At 64.5% G+C, this 19,035-nt stretch carries 18 protein-coding genes; 6 read left to right on the forward strand and 12 right to left on the reverse strand.

Features of this window, described 5'->3' with window-relative positions; translation table 11 throughout:
* Positions 1-78 precede the first annotated feature (78 nt).
* Positions 79-813: a nucleoside triphosphate pyrophosphohydrolase gene (gene mazG, locus IFT87_RS13765; protein ID WP_128082083.1), complete on the forward strand. Its 735-nt coding sequence runs from the start codon at positions 79-81 to the stop codon at positions 811-813.
* Here mazG and hflX read toward each other — a convergent pair.
* Genes hflX through dusB form a run of 7 tightly spaced genes read right to left on the reverse strand, consistent with a single transcriptional unit; the run spans position 794 to position 9,935 of the window.
* Entirely contained in the window at positions 794-2,086 is a 1,293-nt protein-coding gene (gene hflX, locus IFT87_RS13770; protein ID WP_037528497.1) for a GTPase HflX, read from the reverse strand. The genes mazG and hflX overlap by 20 nt on opposite strands.
* 24 nt (positions 2,087-2,110) lie before the next feature.
* Entirely contained in the window at positions 2,111-2,710 is a 600-nt protein-coding gene (gene hfq, locus IFT87_RS13775; RefSeq protein ID WP_414711870.1) for an RNA chaperone Hfq, read from the reverse strand.
* Between the two features lie 50 nt (positions 2,711-2,760).
* Positions 2,761-4,137 carry a nitrogen assimilation response regulator NtrX gene (gene ntrX / locus IFT87_RS13780; RefSeq protein ID WP_031393368.1) on the reverse strand — a complete coding sequence of 459 codons (1,377 nt, stop codon included), beginning with the start codon at positions 4,135-4,137 and terminating at the stop codon, positions 2,761-2,763.
* A 4-nt stretch (positions 4,138-4,141) separates the two neighbouring features.
* Entirely contained in the window at positions 4,142-6,391 is a 2,250-nt protein-coding gene (locus IFT87_RS13785; protein ID WP_192008938.1) for a sensor histidine kinase, read from the reverse strand.
* Between the two features lie 52 nt (positions 6,392-6,443).
* Positions 6,444-7,889 carry a nitrogen regulation protein NR(I) gene (ntrC, locus tag IFT87_RS13790; protein WP_037528464.1) on the reverse strand — a complete coding sequence of 482 codons (1,446 nt, stop codon included), beginning with the start codon at positions 7,887-7,889 and terminating at the stop codon, positions 6,444-6,446.
* On the reverse strand, positions 7,886-8,950 hold the full coding sequence (locus IFT87_RS13795; protein WP_031439020.1) for a two-component system sensor histidine kinase NtrB: 1,065 nt from the start codon (positions 8,948-8,950) through the stop codon (positions 7,886-7,888). The genes ntrC and IFT87_RS13795 overlap by 4 nt, the downstream gene beginning before the upstream one ends.
* On the reverse strand, positions 8,937-9,935 hold the full coding sequence (gene dusB, locus IFT87_RS13800) for a tRNA dihydrouridine synthase DusB (protein ID WP_031439019.1): 999 nt from the start codon (positions 9,933-9,935) through the stop codon (positions 8,937-8,939). Before dusB ends, IFT87_RS13795 begins: the two co-directional genes overlap by 14 nt.
* Before the next feature lie 140 nt (positions 9,936-10,075).
* Between dusB and IFT87_RS13805 the strand changes: the two genes are divergently transcribed.
* The 3 genes from IFT87_RS13805 to IFT87_RS13815 are packed head-to-tail and all read left to right on the forward strand — an operon-like array spanning position 10,076 to position 12,305.
* Positions 10,076-11,263, forward strand: coding sequence for a bifunctional 2-C-methyl-D-erythritol 4-phosphate cytidylyltransferase/2-C-methyl-D-erythritol 2,4-cyclodiphosphate synthase (locus IFT87_RS13805; RefSeq protein ID WP_037528468.1), 1,188 nt, complete (start codon positions 10,076-10,078; stop codon positions 11,261-11,263).
* Entirely contained in the window at positions 11,260-11,787 is a 528-nt protein-coding gene (locus tag IFT87_RS13810; protein ID WP_031439017.1) for a hypothetical protein, read from the forward strand. The genes IFT87_RS13805 and IFT87_RS13810 overlap by 4 nt, the downstream gene beginning before the upstream one ends.
* On the forward strand, positions 11,787-12,305 hold the full coding sequence (locus IFT87_RS13815; protein ID WP_031439016.1) for a CinA family protein: 519 nt from the start codon (positions 11,787-11,789) through the stop codon (positions 12,303-12,305). Before IFT87_RS13810 ends, IFT87_RS13815 begins: the two co-directional genes overlap by 1 nt.
* On the opposite strand, the gene IFT87_RS13820 is transcribed toward IFT87_RS13815, so the two are convergent.
* The 5 genes from IFT87_RS13820 to aspS form a co-directional block, all read right to left on the reverse strand.
* Positions 12,248-12,724 carry a type II toxin-antitoxin system RatA family toxin gene (locus tag IFT87_RS13820; protein WP_031439015.1) on the reverse strand — a complete coding sequence of 159 codons (477 nt, stop codon included), beginning with the start codon at positions 12,722-12,724 and terminating at the stop codon, positions 12,248-12,250. The two genes, IFT87_RS13815 and IFT87_RS13820, sit on opposite strands and share 58 nt — an antisense overlap.
* Positions 12,724-13,647 carry a lipoyl synthase gene (lipA, locus tag IFT87_RS13825; protein ID WP_031393377.1) on the reverse strand — a complete coding sequence of 308 codons (924 nt, stop codon included), beginning with the start codon at positions 13,645-13,647 and terminating at the stop codon, positions 12,724-12,726. Before lipA ends, IFT87_RS13820 begins: the two co-directional genes overlap by 1 nt.
* Positions 13,648-13,799: 152 nt before the next feature.
* Positions 13,800-14,504: a PAS domain-containing protein gene (locus tag IFT87_RS13830; RefSeq protein WP_081874044.1), complete on the reverse strand. Its 705-nt coding sequence runs from the start codon at positions 14,502-14,504 to the stop codon at positions 13,800-13,802.
* A 181-nt stretch (positions 14,505-14,685) separates the two neighbouring features.
* A complete protein-coding gene (locus IFT87_RS13835) occupies positions 14,686-15,459 on the reverse strand; it encodes a polyphosphate kinase 2 family protein (RefSeq protein WP_192008939.1) in 774 nt (257 codons plus the stop codon).
* A 74-nt stretch (positions 15,460-15,533) separates the two neighbouring features.
* Positions 15,534-17,357, reverse strand: a complete 1,824-nt coding sequence (gene aspS, locus IFT87_RS13840; protein ID WP_183936475.1) for an aspartate--tRNA ligase — start codon at positions 17,355-17,357, stop codon at positions 15,534-15,536.
* Positions 17,358-17,544: 187 nt separating this feature from the next.
* Between aspS and rnd the strand changes: the two genes are divergently transcribed.
* The gene (rnd, locus tag IFT87_RS13845; protein WP_031439011.1) at positions 17,545-18,720 is read left to right on the forward strand and encodes a ribonuclease D; all 1,176 of its coding nucleotides are present in this window, start codon (positions 17,545-17,547) and stop codon (positions 18,718-18,720) included.
* On the forward strand, positions 18,717-19,022 hold the full coding sequence (locus tag IFT87_RS13850) for an I78 family peptidase inhibitor (protein WP_052148993.1): 306 nt from the start codon (positions 18,717-18,719) through the stop codon (positions 19,020-19,022). The genes rnd and IFT87_RS13850 overlap by 4 nt, the downstream gene beginning before the upstream one ends.
* The last annotated feature ends 13 nt before the right edge of the window (positions 19,023-19,035 follow it).

Here is a 19,035-nt window from a genome sequence, read left to right on the forward strand (position 1 = left end):
TGATTCGTTATGAAGCTTTTGATTTTGTCGTAGCAACGGCGATCTCCACGTCATCCTCACTTTATGCGGAGCGCCGCCATGATTGACCGCCTCACGACCATCATGGCGCGACTGCGCGATCCGGATACGGGATGCGAATGGGACCGTGTTCAAACATCGAGGACGATTGCTCGCTACACGATCGAAGAGGCCTATGAGGTCGTCGACGCGATCGAACGCGGCGATCTTGCCGATCTGAAGGACGAACTCGGCGACCTGTTGTTGCAGGTGGTATTCCATGCCCGCATTGCAGAGGAAGCGGGTGCATTTGCCCTGCCCGACGTCATCGACGCGATCAGCGACAAGATGGAGCGCCGACACCCGCACATCTTCGGTCCGGCGGAGACATCGCCCGGCTGGGAAACGATCAAGGCGACCGAGCGCGCGAACAAGCCTGACCAGAGTGCGGTCGCCGGCGTCGCCACCGCGCTGCCTTCGCTGGCGCGAGCCGACAAGCTGCAAAAGCGTGCTGCGCGGGTCGGGTTCGACTGGCCCGATCCAACCGGTTCCTTGGCCAAGGTGCACGAAGAACTCGACGAGATTGCGACAGCAACCGCCGACACACTGGCCGAAGAGGTCGGCGATCTTCTGTTTGCTGTGGCCAATTATGCCCGCCACCTCGGTATTGATCCCGAAGTGGCGTTACGCGCGGGCAACGCAAAGTTCGAAGCCCGGTTCCGGGCGATGGAACACATCGCCGGTGCGGGCTTCGAAGCTTTGTCGCTTGAGGAGAAGGAAGCGCTTTGGCAGACGGTCAAACGTCGCGGCGGCTGAACCGGTCGTAATCGGTGTCGGACAGCCGTACGTCATAGGTGGTGGCCAGCCCGTCCGCGAAACTGCTGAGCACCTCGCCATGCGCGTGCAACCATGCCGCGCCTGCGCCGTCCGTCGCATCGAGCGTAATGTGATAGCGGCGATGCGCATCCGTCAGTTTGGCAGCGACCTGCTCGACGAGATGGTCCACCCCCTCCCCACTCAGCGCCGAGATCGCCACGACATCCTCGCGATGCTCAGCCTCCCCGACAATCTCGTCATGGTCGGCAGGATCGAGCAGATCCAGCTTGTTCCAGACTTCGAACCGCGGGGTCATATCGTCGACGCCGATGTCCGCCAGCACCGCCTCGACATCGGCACGTTGCGCCTCCGTATCGGGATGCGCGATATCACGGACGTGGATCAGCAGATCGGCGGACACCACTTCTTCGAGCGTCGCCTTGAATGCCGCGACGAGCTGGGTTGGCAGGTCCGAGACGAACCCGACCGTGTCGGACAGGATCGCCTTGTCGATACCGGGCAATCGGATTTGCCGAAGCGTCGGATCCAGCGTCGCGAACAGCAGGTCTTCGGCCATGACGTCGGCACCGGTCAACCGATTGAACAGCGTCGACTTTCCGGCATTGGTATAGCCGACTAGCGCGATGACGGGCCAAGGGGCTCGCTGGCGTCGCTCCCGGTGCAGGCCGCGGGTGCGGCTGACCTGCTCGAGTTCGCGCCGGAGCCGCGCCATCCGGTCCCGGATGAGCCGGCGATCCGCCTCGATCTGGGTTTCACCAGGCCCGCCGAGAAAGCCGAACCCGCCGCGCTGACGCTCGAGATGGGTCCAGCTCCGGACGAGCCGGCCAGCCTGATAGTCGAGATGCGCAAGTTCAACCTGCAGCCGCCCTTCGGCCGTCGCCGCGCGCTCCCCGAAGATTTCGAGGATCAGCCCGGTGCGGTCGATGACCTTCGTTTCCAGCGCCTTTTCGAGATTGCGCTGCTGGATCGGGCTCAGGCTCGCATCGAACACGACGAGCCCCGCTTCCTCCATTCGCACCTGCGTCGCGAGGAGCTCGACCTGCCCGCTGCCGATCAACGTTGCCGGCTTGGCCTGGCGGACGCGATAGGCGATCCGTTCGACCACCTCCACGCCAATGGCGGCGGCAAGGCCCGCCGTCTCTTCAAGCCGTGCGTCGATATCGCGTGTCGCATCACCCTGGTCGGGCAAGACGACGATCGCTTTCGTGCCGCGGGCGAACTCGTCGCGGTCACGGTCGAAACCACTACTCATGCGCATTGCCCCAGGCCGTCATGATCATGCGTCGTCCACCGCATCCGTCTCATCGCTGTCGTCGGGATCCTCGGCAAGGTTCAGGGGCCGCGCAGGCTGGATCGTCGACACCGCGTGCTTGTAGACGAGCTGCGCCATACCTTCGCGCTGGAGCAGCATGCAGAACAGGTCAAAGCCGGCAATCTGGCCCTGGAGCATGACGCCGTTGATCAGGAACATGGTCACGCTGTCTTCCGACTTGCGGACCGCGTTCAGGAAGATTTCCTGCAGAAGCGGCTGCTTCTTCTGCGTTTCTGCGACGGCGTTTACGATCGCGGCGACGTCCATCGGTCCCGCGGGCATGATCGTCGAGATCGCATGCTTGTAGATGAGCTGGGACTGACCGTCGCGACGTAACAGCACCGAGAAATTATCGAACCAGGTGACGATACCCTGGAGCTTGACGCCCTTGACGAGGAACATCGTGACGGGGGTCTTGGTGCGGCGCAGTGCGTTGAGGAACAGGTCCTGGAGCGAGCCAATTTTTTCGGCCAATGGGATAACCCTTGTTTTTGGCGGGACTTTGCCCGCGTGGCGCCGTTTCCCGGCGTCGGAGATCACCCGATTGCCGGGCGAGCGTCTAATCTATGTTCCCGGTACCGCTTCGTCCATAGGGGCGGGCGACGGATATGCGATCAATCGTCGCGCGTCTCGGTGATCCCGAGCAGCTTCAGCTTCCGGTGCAGCGCCGATCGCTCCATCCCGATAAAGCTCGCGGTGCGCGAGATGTTGCCGGAGAACCGACGGATCTGCACGCGCAGATACTCCCGTTCGAAGGTTTCACGCGCCTCGCGTAGCGGCGAGCCCATGATCGCGGTCCCCCCGGCGCTGCCCATGTCGCCCTGATCGCCCAGGACTTCGGCCGGCAGCAGGTCGAGATCGATGCGCCCCAGTCGGTCGCCCGGCGCGAGGATGATCGTCCGTTCAACCACGTTGCGAAGCTGGCGCACATTTCCCGGCCAGTCGTAGGATTGCAGCGCAACCATCGCATCGGGCGCGATTTCCGGTGTCCGGACCCGGCGTTCCGCCGCATAATGCGCGATGAAATGCTGGACCAGCGCAGGAATGTCCTCGCGGCGATCCGCGAGCGGCGGGATAGCCACCGGCACGACGTTCAACCGGTAATAGAGGTCCTCGCGAAACCGACCCTCGGCAATCTCGTGGACGAGGTCGCGCGCCGTCGCGGACACCACACGCACATCGACCTTGACGACCCTGGTACCGCCGATCCGCGTAAAGCTCTGGTCGGTCAGGACCCGCAAGATCCGCGCTTGGGTCGTGATCGGCATGTCGGCGATCTCGTCGAGGAACAGCGTTCCGCCATGCGCCTGCTCGAGCAGCCCGGGGCGGATTTTGTCCCCGCCCTCCTCCGCGCCGAACAATTCTTCGTCGACACGTTCAGGGGTCATCATCGCGGCGCTGACGATCACGAATGGCGCATCGGTGCGCAGGCTCCAGCCGTGCAGAAGGCGAGCAGCGACCTCCTTGCCGACCCCTGCCCCGCCCATGATCAGCACGCGGCTGCCGGTCGCGGCGACACGCTTGAGTGTTGCCCGGACGCCGTTGATCGCCCCCGAATTGCCGGTGAGATCGGTCTCGCGGCCGACCGTGGCCCGCAGCGAGGCGACCTCGCGGCGCAGCCGTTCGGTCTCGGTCGCGCGCGCCACCATGAGGAGCAGTCGCTCGGCCTCGAAAGGTTTTTCGATGAAGTCCGATGCGCCCCGCCGGATCGCCGCGACCGCGGTGTCGAGATTGCCGTGACCCGATATGACGAGCACCGGGATCGACGGATCGCGCCGTTTAATTTCGTCGAGCAACTCCAGCCCGTCGAGGCGCGACCCCTGAAGCCAGACGTCGAGCAGCACGAGCGACGGCCGCCGCGCCGCGATCGCTTCGAGCGCGGCGTCGCTGTCGCCCGCATCGCGCGTCTGATAGCCCTCGTCCTCCAGGACGCCGGCCACCAGTTCGCGAATGTCACGTTCGTCGTCCACGACGAGAATATCGAGCGCCATCAATTCATGTCCGATTGCGAGTCATTGCGACGAGCTGGCCATCCCCTGCCGGCTCGGGTGCGGATGCCCCCTGATCAAGCGCGACCAGCGCTCTGGCGTCGAAGTTCATGGTGACAATGGTGCCCCCACCGGGACGATCCGAAAACGCGATCGTCCCGCAATGTTCCTCGATGATCTTCTTGACGATGGCAAGCCCGAGCCCCGTCCCGCGCGCGCGCGTCGTCATATAGGGTTCGATGATCCGGTCGCGTTCGACCGGCAGACCGATCCCCGTGTCGGCGACTTCGATCGCGACGCAGTGCGCCGTTCCATCGTGGCGCGTCTCGGTCAGGGTCATGGTAACCGCCCCGCCCTCGTCGTCGCCGCGCGTCTCGATCGCCTCAACCGCGTTCTTGACGATGTTCGTCAGAGCCTGCCCGATCTGCCGGCGATCGCACACGAGCATCGGACCGGGGTCGTCATGAACCAGCAGAAAACGGATCCCCGGATGCGCCACCTCGTGGAGGAACATCGCCTGGCGTGCGGCGTCGAGCAGTGATTCCTCGCGGAAGACGGGCTTGGGCATCCGTGCGAATGACGAGAATTCATCGACCATCCGGCGCAGGTCCGCGACCTGGCGGATGATCGTGTCGGTGAGCCGCGCAAATGTCCCGTCCTCCGCGGGGATCTTGCCCCCATAGCGCCGCTGCAGGCGCTCCGCGGCGAGCTGGATCGGCGTCAGCGGATTCTTGATTTCGTGCGCGATCCGGCGGGCGACGTCCGACCAGGCGGCGCGGCGCTGGTCGAGCAGTTGCTGCGTGATATCGTCGAATGTGAGGATCGGGCCGGTCGGCGCATGTGCGATCCGGACGGCGAGTGTCCGCGCATCGCCGGCCTGGCCGACCTGGACGATCGCTTCGCGTCCTCCCTCCTGCACGAGCGCGTCGAGTTCGGGCGCAACCTCGTGCAATGGCTTGCCAACCAGACCGTCCGCGCCGAGCAGCTGGATCGCAGAGCGATTTGCAATCCGGATCACGCGGTCCTTCGCGGTCGCGACGACGCCCGCCGAAACATCCGCCATAACCGCCTCGATCAGCGCACGACGGGTCTCGAGCTGGTCGTTCGCGGTCATCAGATCGCTGTTCTGCTCCTGCAGCCGACCGGTCATCTGGTTGAACGCGCGCGCCAGCGTTCCGACCTCGTCGCGGCTGCGCGGATCTGGCACGCGCGCGGTCAAATCCCCCTCGGCCACCCGACGTGCCGCATCGACCAGCTCGCCGACGGGGCGTACCAGACGATCCGCTACAGCCAGCGCGATCCAGACAGCAACGCCAACGATAAGCAGGGAAATGCCCAGCAAGGCTGCGTTGAACAGGAGCTGGAGGCTGCGCGACCGGGCAAGCAGCTGCCGATAGCTTGCCAGCACGGCGTTGGCGCGCGTCGTCTGCTCCGACAGGAGCTTGGTATCCTCGACGCGCCCGGCATAAAGGAAGAGTTCGTCGGCGCCGGGCAGCATCGTGATCGTGCGGATACGATCCCCCGTCACCGATACTGCGGCGGGCTTGCCGCTCCGGAGTTCGCGGATCGCCTCGGGCGTCACCTGTCGTGTAAAGTCGATTTCATAGGGGTTCACAACCGCGAAGGTCTGGATTTCGTTCTGTGGCGTGACCTTGAACAGCGCGGCTTCGGACAGGCTCCGGAAATAGACCTGTTGGTAGAAAAATCCTGAAAAGCCCGGACTCTGCAGCGATCGCTCCCGCAGGTAATTGGACATATCCGCTGCCATAGTGACGCTCGCCTCTTCCCAGCGGCTGAGCTGGCGCGCGTAGGACGACTGGGCGAGTTCGGTGGCGTTTTCGAGCATCCCGCGTGCCTGATCCGAATACCAGAATTGCACGCCATATTGGAACAGCAGCGACGCGAAGATCGTCACCAGCAGCATCGGCACCGCGGCGACGATCGAGAACAAGGCAACGAGCCGGACGTGCAGGCGGCCGCCACCGCCAACCGGGGACCGCGCAGCGCGCCGCATCGCCACCCGCCGGCCGAGCAGCATCAGCAATGCGATGCCCGGGACGAGGTTGGCGATCAGCAGCAGCGCAATCAGCGGTGGCGGCATCAAACGCTGGGGTGAATTGGCGCCGCTGATGAGCACATAGCTCGCGACCGCGACGGTAATCGCCAGCGCGACCACCAGCGCCTCAAGCGCAGGCGTCACTGCGAACCGGTGCGGTGGCACGTCGTCTTCGATGGCAAGCGTCGCGGGGGCGATCATCGTTGCCGTGATACAACGACAATTGTTGCCGGGAAACCACATAATGGCCGGGTCAGCGTAACCCTGCCGCGTCCATCTCGGTCATGTCGCCGCTGATATCGATCCCGAGCGTGTCGAGACGCTTGCGCAGCGTGTTGCGATTGATTCCCATCGCACGTGCGGCGCGAAGCTGGTTCTGCCCATGCCGGGCAAGCATCAGTTCGATCAACGGACGCTCGACCTCACCGATGACGCGGTCGTACAGACTGCCATCGTCGAGCGCTGCCGGGTTTTCCCGCTCGATCCGCCCAATCAGTGCCTTCACCGCGCCGGCGATGTCGAGATCGGTTGCAGTGGCGGTCGGTGTTCGCGCGCCCAGCATCGCGTGGATAGCCTCGGCGCCGATGACCTCATCGCGCGCGAGCACCGCTAGCCTGCGCATCAGGTTTTCGAGTTCGCGAACATTGCCCGGCCAGTCATACGCGCCGAGCGCGGTGATCGCATCCCCCGCCAACTGACGTCGCGGCAGACCCTGGATCGCCGCATGATCGAGAAAATGTCGTGCGAGCAGGGCGACGTCCTGCCGTCGCTCGCGGAGCGGTGGCAAGGTGACCGGCACGACGTTGAGACGGTAGAACAGGTCTTCCCGGAAATGTCCCGCGGCCACCTGCGCCGCCAGATCGCGGTTGGTTGCGGCCAGGATGCGGACATCGACCCGGATCGTGCGCGCCCCACCAACGCTCGTGAACTCGCCCGACTGCAGCACGCGAAGCAGCCGGGTCTGCGCCTCCATCGGCATGTCGCCGATTTCGTCGAGGAACAGCGTGCCGCCCGTCGCCTGCTCGAAACGACCGGCATTTCGCGTTGCGGCACCGGTAAAGGCGCCGCGCTCATGCCCGAACAGTTCGGCCTCGATCAATTCGCGCGGGATGGCGGCCATGTTGATCGCGATGAACGGCGCGGCGCTCCGCTGGCCGAGGTCGTGGATAGCCCGGGCGACCAGTTCCTTGCCGGTGCCCGATTCGCCGGATATCAGCACGGTCAGATCGTTCGAGATGACGCGTGCGATGACCCGGTAGACGTCCTGCATCGCCGCGGACCGGCCGATCAGCGGCAGTGCACGATCCTCGTCGCCGATCCGGTCATCGGACAGCACCCCGCCCCGCGCCAGCGCCCCCGTCACCGCACGCGACAAGACGTCGAGATCAAAGGGCTTGGGCAGATATTCATACGCACCGACCTCCGCCGCGCGTACCGCGGTGGTCAGCGTGTTCTGCGCCGACAGGACGATGATCGGCAGCGTCGGGTGGCGTTCGGCGACATTGCGGACATGGTCGATGCCGTCGCCGTCGGGCAGCACCACGTCCGTGATCAGCACGTCGGGTATCGCCACAGCCAGGGCGCGTTCGAGTTGCGCGAGGCTGTCGGCGACGGTTACGTCGTGGCCGCTGCGCCGCAACGCCTGCGCGACGACGGTGCGAATTGCGGCGTCGTCGTCGACGACCAGCACAGTGCTCATGATGTGGCTCTTGGCAGCAGCAGGCGAAGAACGGTCATTTCTGGAATCCCCTCACGCGCATATTGCACGATCCCGCCCATATCGCGCGTCAGCTTGTCGACGAGGGCGAGACCCAGCCCCTGCCCTTCACGGCGCCCCGACACGAAGGGATCGAACAGGTGATCGGCAATATCAGCAGGCGCGCCGGGGCCATTGTCGAACACACAGATCTCAATCGGCAACGGGAGACGCGGTTTGCCCGGCGCGCTGCTGACGGTGATCCCGTGGCGATAGGCCGTGGTCATGATGATCAGGGGATTTGGTTGATCTGCAACGGCTTCACGTGCGTTCTTCAGAAGGTTGATGACAATCTGAAGGACCGCGTCGCGATTGATATGCGCGGGCGGTAGCGAGGGATCGAACCGCTCCTCGATCGCGATTCCGCGCGCAAAACCGGCGAGCGCGAGGCGACGCGCGTGCGTCAACAACGGGTAGATATTCTCGCTGGCGAGCGGGAGCGGGCGCGTATCGCTGAAGTCCTGCATGCGATCGATCAGCGCCGCGATTCGGTCCACCTCGGTCGTGATCAGCGTGGTCAGTTCGCCGGCATCGAGCAGCTGCGCGGCCCCGCGGATGCCGGACAAGGGATTCTTGATCTCATGTGCGAGCATCGCCGCGGCCCCGACTGCCGCGCGCGCGCCCGCAGTACGGTCCGCCGAATAGCCCAGCCGTCGCGAGATGGCGGGAACGTGCAGTGTGATCGCGCGCCAGCCGGGATGATCGGGCATGATCGTCTCGGCAAAGTCGACGCGGATCTTCACGCCGCGGGCGGTCGCGATCTCGGTATCAAAGACGGCGAGGCCGCGATTATCGTGCTTGCGGGATTCGTCGGGGGGCGGGAGTATCGCCGCGATCGGCTGCCCTACCATGAGGCGTTCCGACAGGTTGAGCAATTGCTCCGCCAGCGCATTGGCATGGGCTATCCTGTCGTCAGGATCGACCACGACGACCGCCACCGGCAGCGCCGCGAAGACGTCGTTGAACCCCGGACGGTCGCGCCGATCCGACTCAGGCGGCTTCAAGGTGACGCCAGGGCGCGTAGAACTCCGCCAGCATCGCCTTGACCTGGTTGGGGTCCGCCACCTGGTTCACCCGGTTCCGGAACTCCGCCGACCCATGCAGGCCCTTGGTGTACCAGCCGATATGCTTGCGGGCCATGTTGACACCTGTCTCGATCCCATAGTGCTCGAGCATCGCCTCGTAATGCCCTGCAATCGCTTCATATTGCTCGTTGATTGACGGATCGGCCACGCGGCGTCCGGTCGCAAACCAGGTCATGACCTGATTGAGCAGCCAAGGCCGCCCATAGGCGCCGCGTCCGATCATCACGCCGTCCGCACCCGACTGGTCGAGCGCCGCTTCGGCATCCTCGATCGAACAAATGTCGCCATTGACGATCACGGGGATCGACACCGCGTCCTTCACCCGGCGCACGAAGCCCCAATCGGCGCTTCCCTTGTACATCTGATTCCGCGTCCGGCCATGGACGGTGATCAGCTTCACCCCGAGATCTTCTGCGATCCTGGACAATTCGGGTGCGTTGAGACTGTCGTGGCACCAGCCCATACGCATCTTCAACGTGACCGGGACATCGACCGCCTTCACCGTCGCAGATACGATCGCCGTCGCCAGCTTGACGTCACGCATCAGCGCGGACCCGGCATCCCCATTGACGATCTTACGGACCGGACATCCCATGTTGATGTCGACGATCGCGGCACCGCGATCCTGACTCAGCCGCGCGGCCTCGCCCATTTCATAGGGCGTGCACCCGACCAGTTGCATCGACACCGGCTCTTCGAGGCGATCCCATGCCGCCTTCTGGATCGACTGGCGGGTCTCGCGGATTGCAGCCTGGCTCGCGACCATTTCGGTAACGTTAAGCCCTGATCCATATCGCCGCACAAGCGTACGGAACGGCATATCCGTCACGCCCGTCATGGGCGCGAGGACGACCGGACTTTCAATCCGCACGGTGCCGATCTGGATAGGTGAGAGATTACGCATAAGCTGCCCAAAAAAGAGGCAGAACATAGGCCGCGATGCCAGAAATGGCAAGGCTGGTCTAGCTGTTCCCGTCGTGCGCGACGTCATGGGAACGACTGCCTGCACTGGCGATGCCGCGCTCAAGACGCTAATCGCCGCCCATGACAAAGCGCCGCACCGTCGCCCTGATCGTCGCAGCCGGGTCCGGCACCCGCGCTGGCGGCACCCTCCCCAAGCAATTCGCGACCGTTGCGGGAAGGCCGATGCTCATGCACGCGGTTACCGCAATGTCCGCGCACCCGGCGATCGACGCCGTGAGGGTCGTCGTTGCCGAAGGTCAGCTGGACCATGCAAAGGCGGTACTGGCAGCAGGAGGCGTTACGGACGCGACGGTCATCGTCGGGGGCAGGACCCGCCGGGATTCGGTACTGAGGGGAATCGCTGCCCTGTCCGATTTGGATCACGTTCTCGTTCACGATGCCGCCCGGCCGTTCCTTCCTGCCGGGGTCATCAGCGCGGTCGTGGCAGCGCTGACGAACAGCGACGCCGCGGTGCCTGTGCTGCCGGTAGCGGATACGCTGGCGCGCGGCGCGACGACGCTGACCGGTCGCATGCTCGGCGAAGTCGTTCCGCGCGAGGCCGTATACCGGGTCCAGACGCCGCAGGGCTTCCGGATCGCTAAGCTGCGCGCCGCGCACGCTGCCTGGCCGGCCGATGAAGATGCCAGCGACGATGCCCAGATGGTGCGACGGGTTGGCGGCAGCGTCGCGTTGGTGCAGGGCGATCCGATGCTCGACAAAGTGACTCACCCCGACGATTTTGCCGCCGCTGAAGCGCGCGCGCCCTATGAAAGCCGAACCGCGATGGGCTTCGACGTCCATCGGCTGGAAACGGGCGAGGAATTATGGCTTGGCGGCGTCCGGATCCCGCACGACAAGGGGCTTTCCGGCCATAGCGATGCCGATGTCGCGCTGCATGCGCTGACCGACGCGTTGCTCGGCACGATCGCCGCGGGTGATATCGGCACGCATTTCCCCCCGAGCGATCCGCAGTGGAAAGGTGCCGACTCCGCGCAGTTCCTGCAGCATGCCGCGCAGCTGATCGCGGCCAAAGGCGGTCGGATCGACTTCGTCGACCTGACCATTCTGTGCGAGATGCCCAAGATCGGACCGCACCGCGCGGCGATGACGAACCGGATCGCCGATCTGCTCGACCTCGCCACGGACCGGGTGAGCGTGAAGGCGACGACGACCGAGCGACTCGGGTTCACGGGACGGGGCGAGGGCATTGCGGCGCAGGCGGTCGCGACGATCAGCCTCCCTTCGAATCGTGGCCGTGTCGGCGCATGAGGTTCGCTGCCGCACTGACGCTCGCCGCCCTTATCGCAACGCCGGTATCGGCACAGTCCCCCTGCATCTCCGGCCCCGAGGCGGAGGCGATGACGCTCGTCGCGCTGCCCGACATCATCCGTGAAACGGGCCGAATCTGCGCGGCAAGGCTTCCCGCGACCAGCCTCGTGCGCAACCAGTCCAGTACACTGATCGCGCGCTATCAGATCGAAGCGGATCGCGCCTGGCCGTCCGCTCGGGCCGCGATCGTAAAGCTTAGCGACCCTGCGGTCGATGCGCTTCTCCAGTCCGACTATGCCCGGCCATTGCTGACGAGCCTGCTCGTCCCGCAGATTGTCGGACGCATCGCGGCGCGCGACTGTGGGACGATCGATCGGCTCGTGACGCTGCTCCAGCCGCTGCCGCCGCGGAACACCGCTGGCATCGTCGTCGAGACGCTGCGCTATCTCAAGGCTGACAAGGCACGCCGCGGAGATCGATCGACGCCCGACCTTCCGCTCTGCACGGCAACGGAGAGCCGCTGATGGATACCCTTCTCCCTCCCCAGCTGATCGACGCGGCACGCAAGGTCATCGAGGCAAATCGCGCCCTCGGACGACGCGTCGCGGTTGCTGAAAGCTGTACCGGGGGCCTCGTCGCTGCGGCGCTGACGGAAATTCCGGGCAGTTCCGACGTGTTCGAAATCGGGTTCGTGACCTATTCGAACGAGGCCAAGCTGAAACTGCTCAAGATCAGCTCAGACGTGCTTGAGACTTTCGGTGCGGTGTCGATCGCCGTCGCGTGGAGCATGGCGCAGGGCGCACTCGAGCAGTCGGGCGCGGATGTTGCCGTCGCCATCACCGGCATCGCCGGGCCCGGCGGTGGATCGGCGAAGAAGCCGGTCGGGACGGTGGTCTTCGCCCGTGCCGAGAAGGGCGGCGATCGCAGCGATGTCGACGCAGATCGCAAGGATTTTGGCGATCTCGGCCGCGGCGGTATCCGCCTTCAGGCTGCGCTGTGCGCGCTCGAACTCTTGCTGCCGGTCGAGGATGTCGCACCGTAAAGCTCGGCCGCGCGCGTCTCGAACGCGCCAATCATCTTGCGCAATGCGGCACCGAAGACCTGACCCGCGATCAGCTCGAACATCCGGTTTTTGAAAGCAAAGTCGACGGTAAAGTCGACCGCGCACCCCTGCCCCTCAGGACGAAAACGCCATTCGTTGCGAAGATATTTGAGCGGACCATCGACATAGTCGACGAGGATCTCGGTCGGTCGAGTCTTCTGCACACGTGACGTGAACGTCTCGCGCAAGCCCTTAAAGCCGACGATCATGTCCGCGAGCGTTTCCGTCTCACTGTTCGAACGGACGCGCATCGCACTGACCCATGGCAGAAACTCGGCGTAGCGGCCGACATCGGCGACCAGATCGAACATCTGTTCGGGTGTATAGGGTAGATGGCGTGTTTCGGAATGCTTGGGCATCAGATCCGTGCGACCCCGAGCTTGGCATCACGCGCCGCCCGAAGCTGCGCGAAGTCGTCCCCAGCATGGTAGCTCGACCGCGTCAGTGGCGACGATGCAACAAGCATGAATCCCTTGGCCCGGGCGATCGACGCATAGGCATCGAAGGCCTTGGGCGTGACGAACTCGGCCACCTTGGCATGGCGTGGCGTGGGCTGAAGATACTGGCCCATCGTCAGGAAATCGATGTCCGCGCAGCGCATGTCGTCCATGACCTGGTGGATCTCGAGGCGCTCTTCGCCCAGCCCAAGCATCACGCCCGACTTGGTGAAAATCGACGGGTCGTGGCGTTTCACGCTCTCGAGCAAGCGCAACGAGGCATAATAGCGCGCGCCAGGCCGGATCGTCGGGTACAGGCGAGGAACTGTCTCGAGGTTGTGGTTGTAGACATCGGGGCGCGCCTCGACGATCGACTCGATCGCGGCCTGCGCCTTGTTGCGGAAATCGGGCGTCAGGATTTCGATCGTCGTAGTGGGATTCGACGCGCGGATTGCCTGGATGACCTTCACAAACTGCGAAGCGCCGCCATCGGGAAGGTCGTCGCGGTCGACCGATGTGATGACGATGTGGTTCAGCCCCATCTGCGCCGCGGCATCGGCGACATTCTGTGGCTCCATCCGGTCGACCGCGCGGGGCATGCCGGTCTTCACGTTGCAGAAGGCGCAGGCGCGGGTGCAGGTATCGCCGAGGATCATGACCGTTGCATGCTTCTTCGACCAGCATTCGCCGATATTCGGGCATGCGGCCTCTTCACAGACCGTCGTCAGGCTTTTCGAGCGCATCAGTTCGCGGGTCTTGGCGAAGCCGGCGGATGTCGGGGCCTTGACGCGGATCCAGTCGGGCTTTCGAGCGCGCGGCGCGGCGAGCGGGGTCATCTCGTTCATGGCAGGCAGATAGCGATCCCGGCTATATGAAACAACACACATGCGGTTCTTCGCCCGATATCACGGGTATCCTGCGAAGCCGGCAAGAACGCCCCCGCGCCGGCGCATATGCGGAGCGGGCGCACTTACCACGTCGTACCGCACCGACCGGCTCAGCGGAACCGTTCCAGATCCGTCGCAGCCGATACCGCGACGGCATATCGATCGGACAGATACCGTTCGAACCGTTGATGCGCATCGCACGTGAGCTGAAACGCCGCACCCCCCGCTCGCCCGTCGCCGGCAGCCTCGAACTCGATCAGCCCCTGAACCTCGAGCGCGCGAATCCAGCGGGTCAGTGTGGCGTGTCCGACCCCGAGCATCGGTTCAAGGTCGGTCGGCGTCAGGAGAACGCCCTCGGCCTCGCTGACATAGGCCGCAAGCAGGATGTCCCACGCGCTGTCGGCAAACAACGACGGGCAGAATATTGCCCCGCGCGCGCGCCGGGCATCCAGCGTCAGCTGGGCCGTCTTCAACAAGGCTTCGGGTTTGACCTCGCCGGACCCAGGCATGGTTTCCTCGAAGATCATCGTCACGCAGACCTCGGTCCCTGGCGGCGCGATCGATAAATGGCCCTGCACCCAGAGATGCGACGAGTCGGTTCTGACCAGCCTTTTGGTAGTGCTGATCGGGGATCCGGTATGCACCACGCGACGCATCAGTCGCCGGCAGCGCTCGCGGTCGGCAGGCGCGGTGAAATCGAGCATGTTGCTGCCAAGCAAAATGGCGGCTGTCGCATTGAGCGTGTGGCAGAACGTCGCGTCCACCTCGACAATCGCCCCTGAGGTGTCGACACCTATTCGACCGCGTTCCGTCATGACCTACGCCCACTGAATGGCCGTCCGCTACTCGGACACGCCCATTATCTTAGGGCAAGCCTAACCATCATCGGAAGCTGTTCACGCTAACATAAGTTGTTCGGAAGGCGTTAGAATTTCGACCAAAATGGATATAGCTGCAGAGGACCGCGACCAAAAGCGGGGTTGCGCTTTGCGACGATTAAAGCTTGAGGGCCTTTTTCGCGACCTTGAGGACGGCGGGATCAAGCGGCGGGGGCACCATCGCGACTCCGCCCTCCAGGCGATCTGCGACGACGGTCAGCGCAGCGATCCGTGCCGCCTTCTTGTCGTTCCCGTCGATGACGATCCACGGCGCGGCCGCGGTGTCCGTGCGTGCGAACATCTCATGCATCGCGGCGAGATAGTCCTCGCGTCGCGACCGGTTGTGATAGTCGTCGAGACCGGTTTTCCAGTGCTTCCAAGGGTCGCGCAGCCGCGCCTCCAGCCGCCGGTCCTGTTCCGCTTGGGTGATATGGACGAAGATCTTGATCAGCGTGGTGTCGTTCTCGATCAGTCCCGCTTCGAAGGCATTGATCGCGTCATAGCCGCGCTCCCATTCGCGGCGCGTGGCGAATTCCTCGACCCGCTCGACCAGTACCCTGCCGTACCAGCTCCGATCGAAGACGGCGATGTTCCCGTCCGCCGGCAACCGTTTCCAGAAGCGCCAGAGAAAGTGATGTGCCTTCTCGTCGGCGCTCGGGGCGGCGATCGGCCAGACGCGGTAAGTACGGGGATCCCACTCGGCCGACAACCGCTGGATGATACCGCCCTTCCCCGCCGCATCCCACCCTTCGAACATCACCACAGCGGGGCGCTTGTTGACGATATGCGCGACCTGGATGTGCTCAAGCCTCTTCTGAAGCTTTGCCAAGTCGCGCTTGTATTTGCCGTCATAGGCGTCGCCGGCTTCATAATGGGCAAGATCGATGGGCATAAGCAAACTCCAGAAGATCAGGCGGCCACTAGGGGCGGGACGGAAAGGACCGAGGCGGCCGAGCCGCCTCGGCGTCAGCCAGCGGCGGGCGTCACCGTCTTGGCCGGGTCCTTCGGCCCATCGACGGTGAGCTTGATGTTGAGCTCCTTCAGCTGGCGCGGGCTGACCGGGCTCGGTGCGCCCATCATCAGGTCCTCGGCCTTCTGGTTCATCGGGAACAGCACGACCTCGCGGATGTTCGGCTCGCCCGCGAGCAGCATGACCATCCGGTCGATGCCGGGTGCCGAGCCGCCATGCGGCGGTGCGCCGACCTTGAACGCGTTGATCATGCCGGCAAAGTTCGTGTCGACATCGGCCTGCGTGTAGCCGGCGATCTCGAACGCCTTGTACATGATCTCAGGCCGGTGGTTCCGGATCGCACCCGACGACAGTTCGACGCCGTTGCAGACGATGTCGTACTGGTACGCCAGGATATCGAGCGGATCCTTGTTCTCCAACGCGTCCATCTCGCCCTGCGGCATCGAGAACGGGTTGTGGCTGAAGTCGACCTTCTTGGCGTCCTCGTCATATTCGAACATCGGGAAGTCGACGATCCAGCAGAACTCAAACCGGTTCTCGTCGATCAGGCCGAGATCCGCACCTATGCGCGCGCGGGCTGCGCCGGCGAGCTTGGCGGCGGGGAGTTCCTTGCCGGCGGCGAAGAAGATGCCGTCGTTCGGCCCGAGGCCCATCTCCGCGATCAGCTTGCGCGTCGCTTCCTCGCCGTGATTCTTGGCGATCGGGCCGCCAAGTTCGCCGTTCTTCTGCGTGATGTAGCCGAGCCCCGCATGCCCTTCGGCGCGCGCCCAGTCGTTCATGTCGGTGAAGAACTTGCGGCTCTTCTCGGCGGTGTTCGGCGCAGGGATTGCGCGAACCACGTCACCCCCGGCGACGATGCCCGCGAACAGGCCGAAGCCCGAGTCAACGAAGTGGTGGCCGACGTCGTGGATCAGGATCGGGTTGCGCAGATCGGGCTTGTCGCTGCCGTATTTCAGCATCGATTCGCGGTAGGGAATGCGCTTGAACGGCAGGGCGGAGACCTGGCGTCCCTTGCCCTGCCAATCGGCGAACTCCTCGAACACGCCGTGCAGCACGGGCTCGATCGCGTTGAACACGTCGTCCTGCGTGACGAAGCTCATCTCGAAATCGAGCTGGTAGAATTCGCCCGGCGAACGATCGGCGCGCGCGTCCTCGTCGCGGAAGCAGGGGGCGATCTGGAAATAGCGATCGAAGCCCGCGACCATCAGCAGCTGCTTGAACATCTGCGGTGCCTGCGGCAGCGCGTAGAACTTGCCCGGATGCACGCGGCTCGGCACCAGATAGTCACGCGCGCCCTCTGGCGACGACGCCGTCAGGATCGGCGTCTGGAATTCGGTGAAGCCCTGATCGTTCATGCGGTTGCGCAGCGAGGTGATGACCTTCGAACGCAGCATGATGTTCGCGTGCAGCCGCTCGCGCCGCAGGTCGAGATAGCGATAGCGCAGGCGGATATCCTCGGGATACTCGGCCTCGCCAGCGACCGGCATCGGCAGCTCGCCTGCCATCGACTGGACGGTCGCGGCGGTCGCGCGGACCTCGATCCCGCCGGTCGGCAGGTTCGGATTTACCGCTTCGGGCGCGCGTGCGGTCACCTTGCCGGTGATCGTGACGACGCTCTCGCTCTTCAGGCCCTCGATGACCTTGAAGACGGGGCCGCTGACGTCGGTGACGATCTGCGTGATGCCGTAATGATCGCGCAGATCGATGAAGACCAGGTCACCATGATCGCGCTTCTTGTGGACCCAGCCCGAGACGCGGACCTCCTCGCCGACCTGTTCGGGGCGGAGGGCGGCGCAGTTATGGGTGCGATAGGCGTGCATGTGTCTCGTCTCTCATACGTCGTCCCTGCGTTTGCGGGGATCTCGTGCAGCAAGGGTGCGCCCTGCGACGGGAGATCCCAGCGTTTGCTGGGATGACGGGAATTGGATGGCCCGCGCTTCCCTTCCCTACCGGCCTTTGTCAAGGCGCCCCTTTGTCAACATGGGGGAGCCTCGCTATGGACGAGCGATGCATATCCACCCGCTTATCTCCGACAGTGCCACGCTCGCCAATCTGTGCGCGCGCCTGGCCGACGCCGACTATGTGTGCGTCGACACCGAATTCATGCGCGAGAGCACCTATTACCCGGAGCTTTGCCTGATCCAGATCGCCGACGACAAGGAAGCCGCGGCGATCGACCCGATGGCGCCGGGGATCGACCTGAAGCCGCTGCTCGATCTGCTCGTCGAGAATCACGACGTGCTGAAGGTCGTCCATGCCGGCGGGCAGGATATCGAGATCGTCTATAACCTCACGGGCAAGACCCCCTTCCCGCTGTTCGACACGCAGGTCGCGGCGATGGCGCTCGGCCAGGGCGAACAGATCGGCTATTCAAACTTGGTCGACAGCTGGCTCGGCATCGCGGTCGACAAGGGCGCGCGGTTCACCGACTGGGCGCGGCGCCCGCTGGATGCGCGCCAGATCGAATATGCGATCGGCGACGTCACGCATCTGTCGAAGATCTTCCCCAAGATGCTCGAGCGGCTGCGCAAGACCGGGCGCGGCGTGTGGCTTGACCAGGAGATGGAGCGGCTCGGCGATATCGCCAATTACGCGAACGATCCCGACCTGGCCTGGAAGCGCGTTCGGATCTCTGGGCGCAAGCCCGACGTGCTCGGCCGGTTGAAGGCCTTGGCGCGGTGGCGTGAACTCGAGGCGCAGGCGAAGGATCTGCCGCGCGGGCGGATCGTCAAGGACGAGACGCTTGGTGACATGGCAGGGCACCCGCCGCGGAAACAGTCCGACCTTGCCCGCGTCCGGGGGCTTTCGGCCACCTGGGCTGGCAACGATATCGGGGCGCGACTGATGCTCGCGATCGAGCAGGCACAGCCGCTCGGCGACGATGAGCTGCCGCCCCGCGACGATCGCAAGCCGGGTCTTGGCAAGGAGGGCTCGCTGGTCGCGGATCTGCTCAAACTCCTTCTCAAAATCCGCTCGCGAGATATTGATGTAGCGTCGAAACTTCTTGCGAGGACCGACGAGCTCGAGGCGCTGGCCGCGGGCGTGCGGACGGGCTTGCCGATGCTGGAGGGGTGGCGGTTCGACCAGTTCGGCCGCGACGCGCTGGACCTGGTCGAGGGCCGGCTGGCCTTTGCGGTGATCAACGGAAAGTTGAAAATGACCCGTACGGAGGACGCGGCATGAAGCGGGCGCTGCTTGCGGTCGTGCTTGCTTCGGCGGGGTGCATGCCGGTCGAGATGCGCGACGGCGCACCCGATGTTGCGACGCCAACCCCGCCCGGTGCAGCGTGCAAGATTGAGGCACTGGGCGATCTGGTTGGGAAGCGGGCAAGCGATGCGCGCGCGGATGTGATGCTGGCCCGATCGGGCGCGCGTACGCTGCGGTGGATCGCGCCGAACGACGTGGTGACGATGGACTTCCGGAACGATCGCCTGAATGTCTATGTCGACGGCGCGAGCAGGATCGAGCGTTTCACCTGCGCCTGACCCTGATTGCGCG

This window comes from Sphingomonas sp. CFBP 8765, from assembly GCF_014841445.1.
Lineage (GTDB): Bacteria > Pseudomonadota > Alphaproteobacteria > Sphingomonadales > Sphingomonadaceae > Sphingomonas > Sphingomonas aerolata.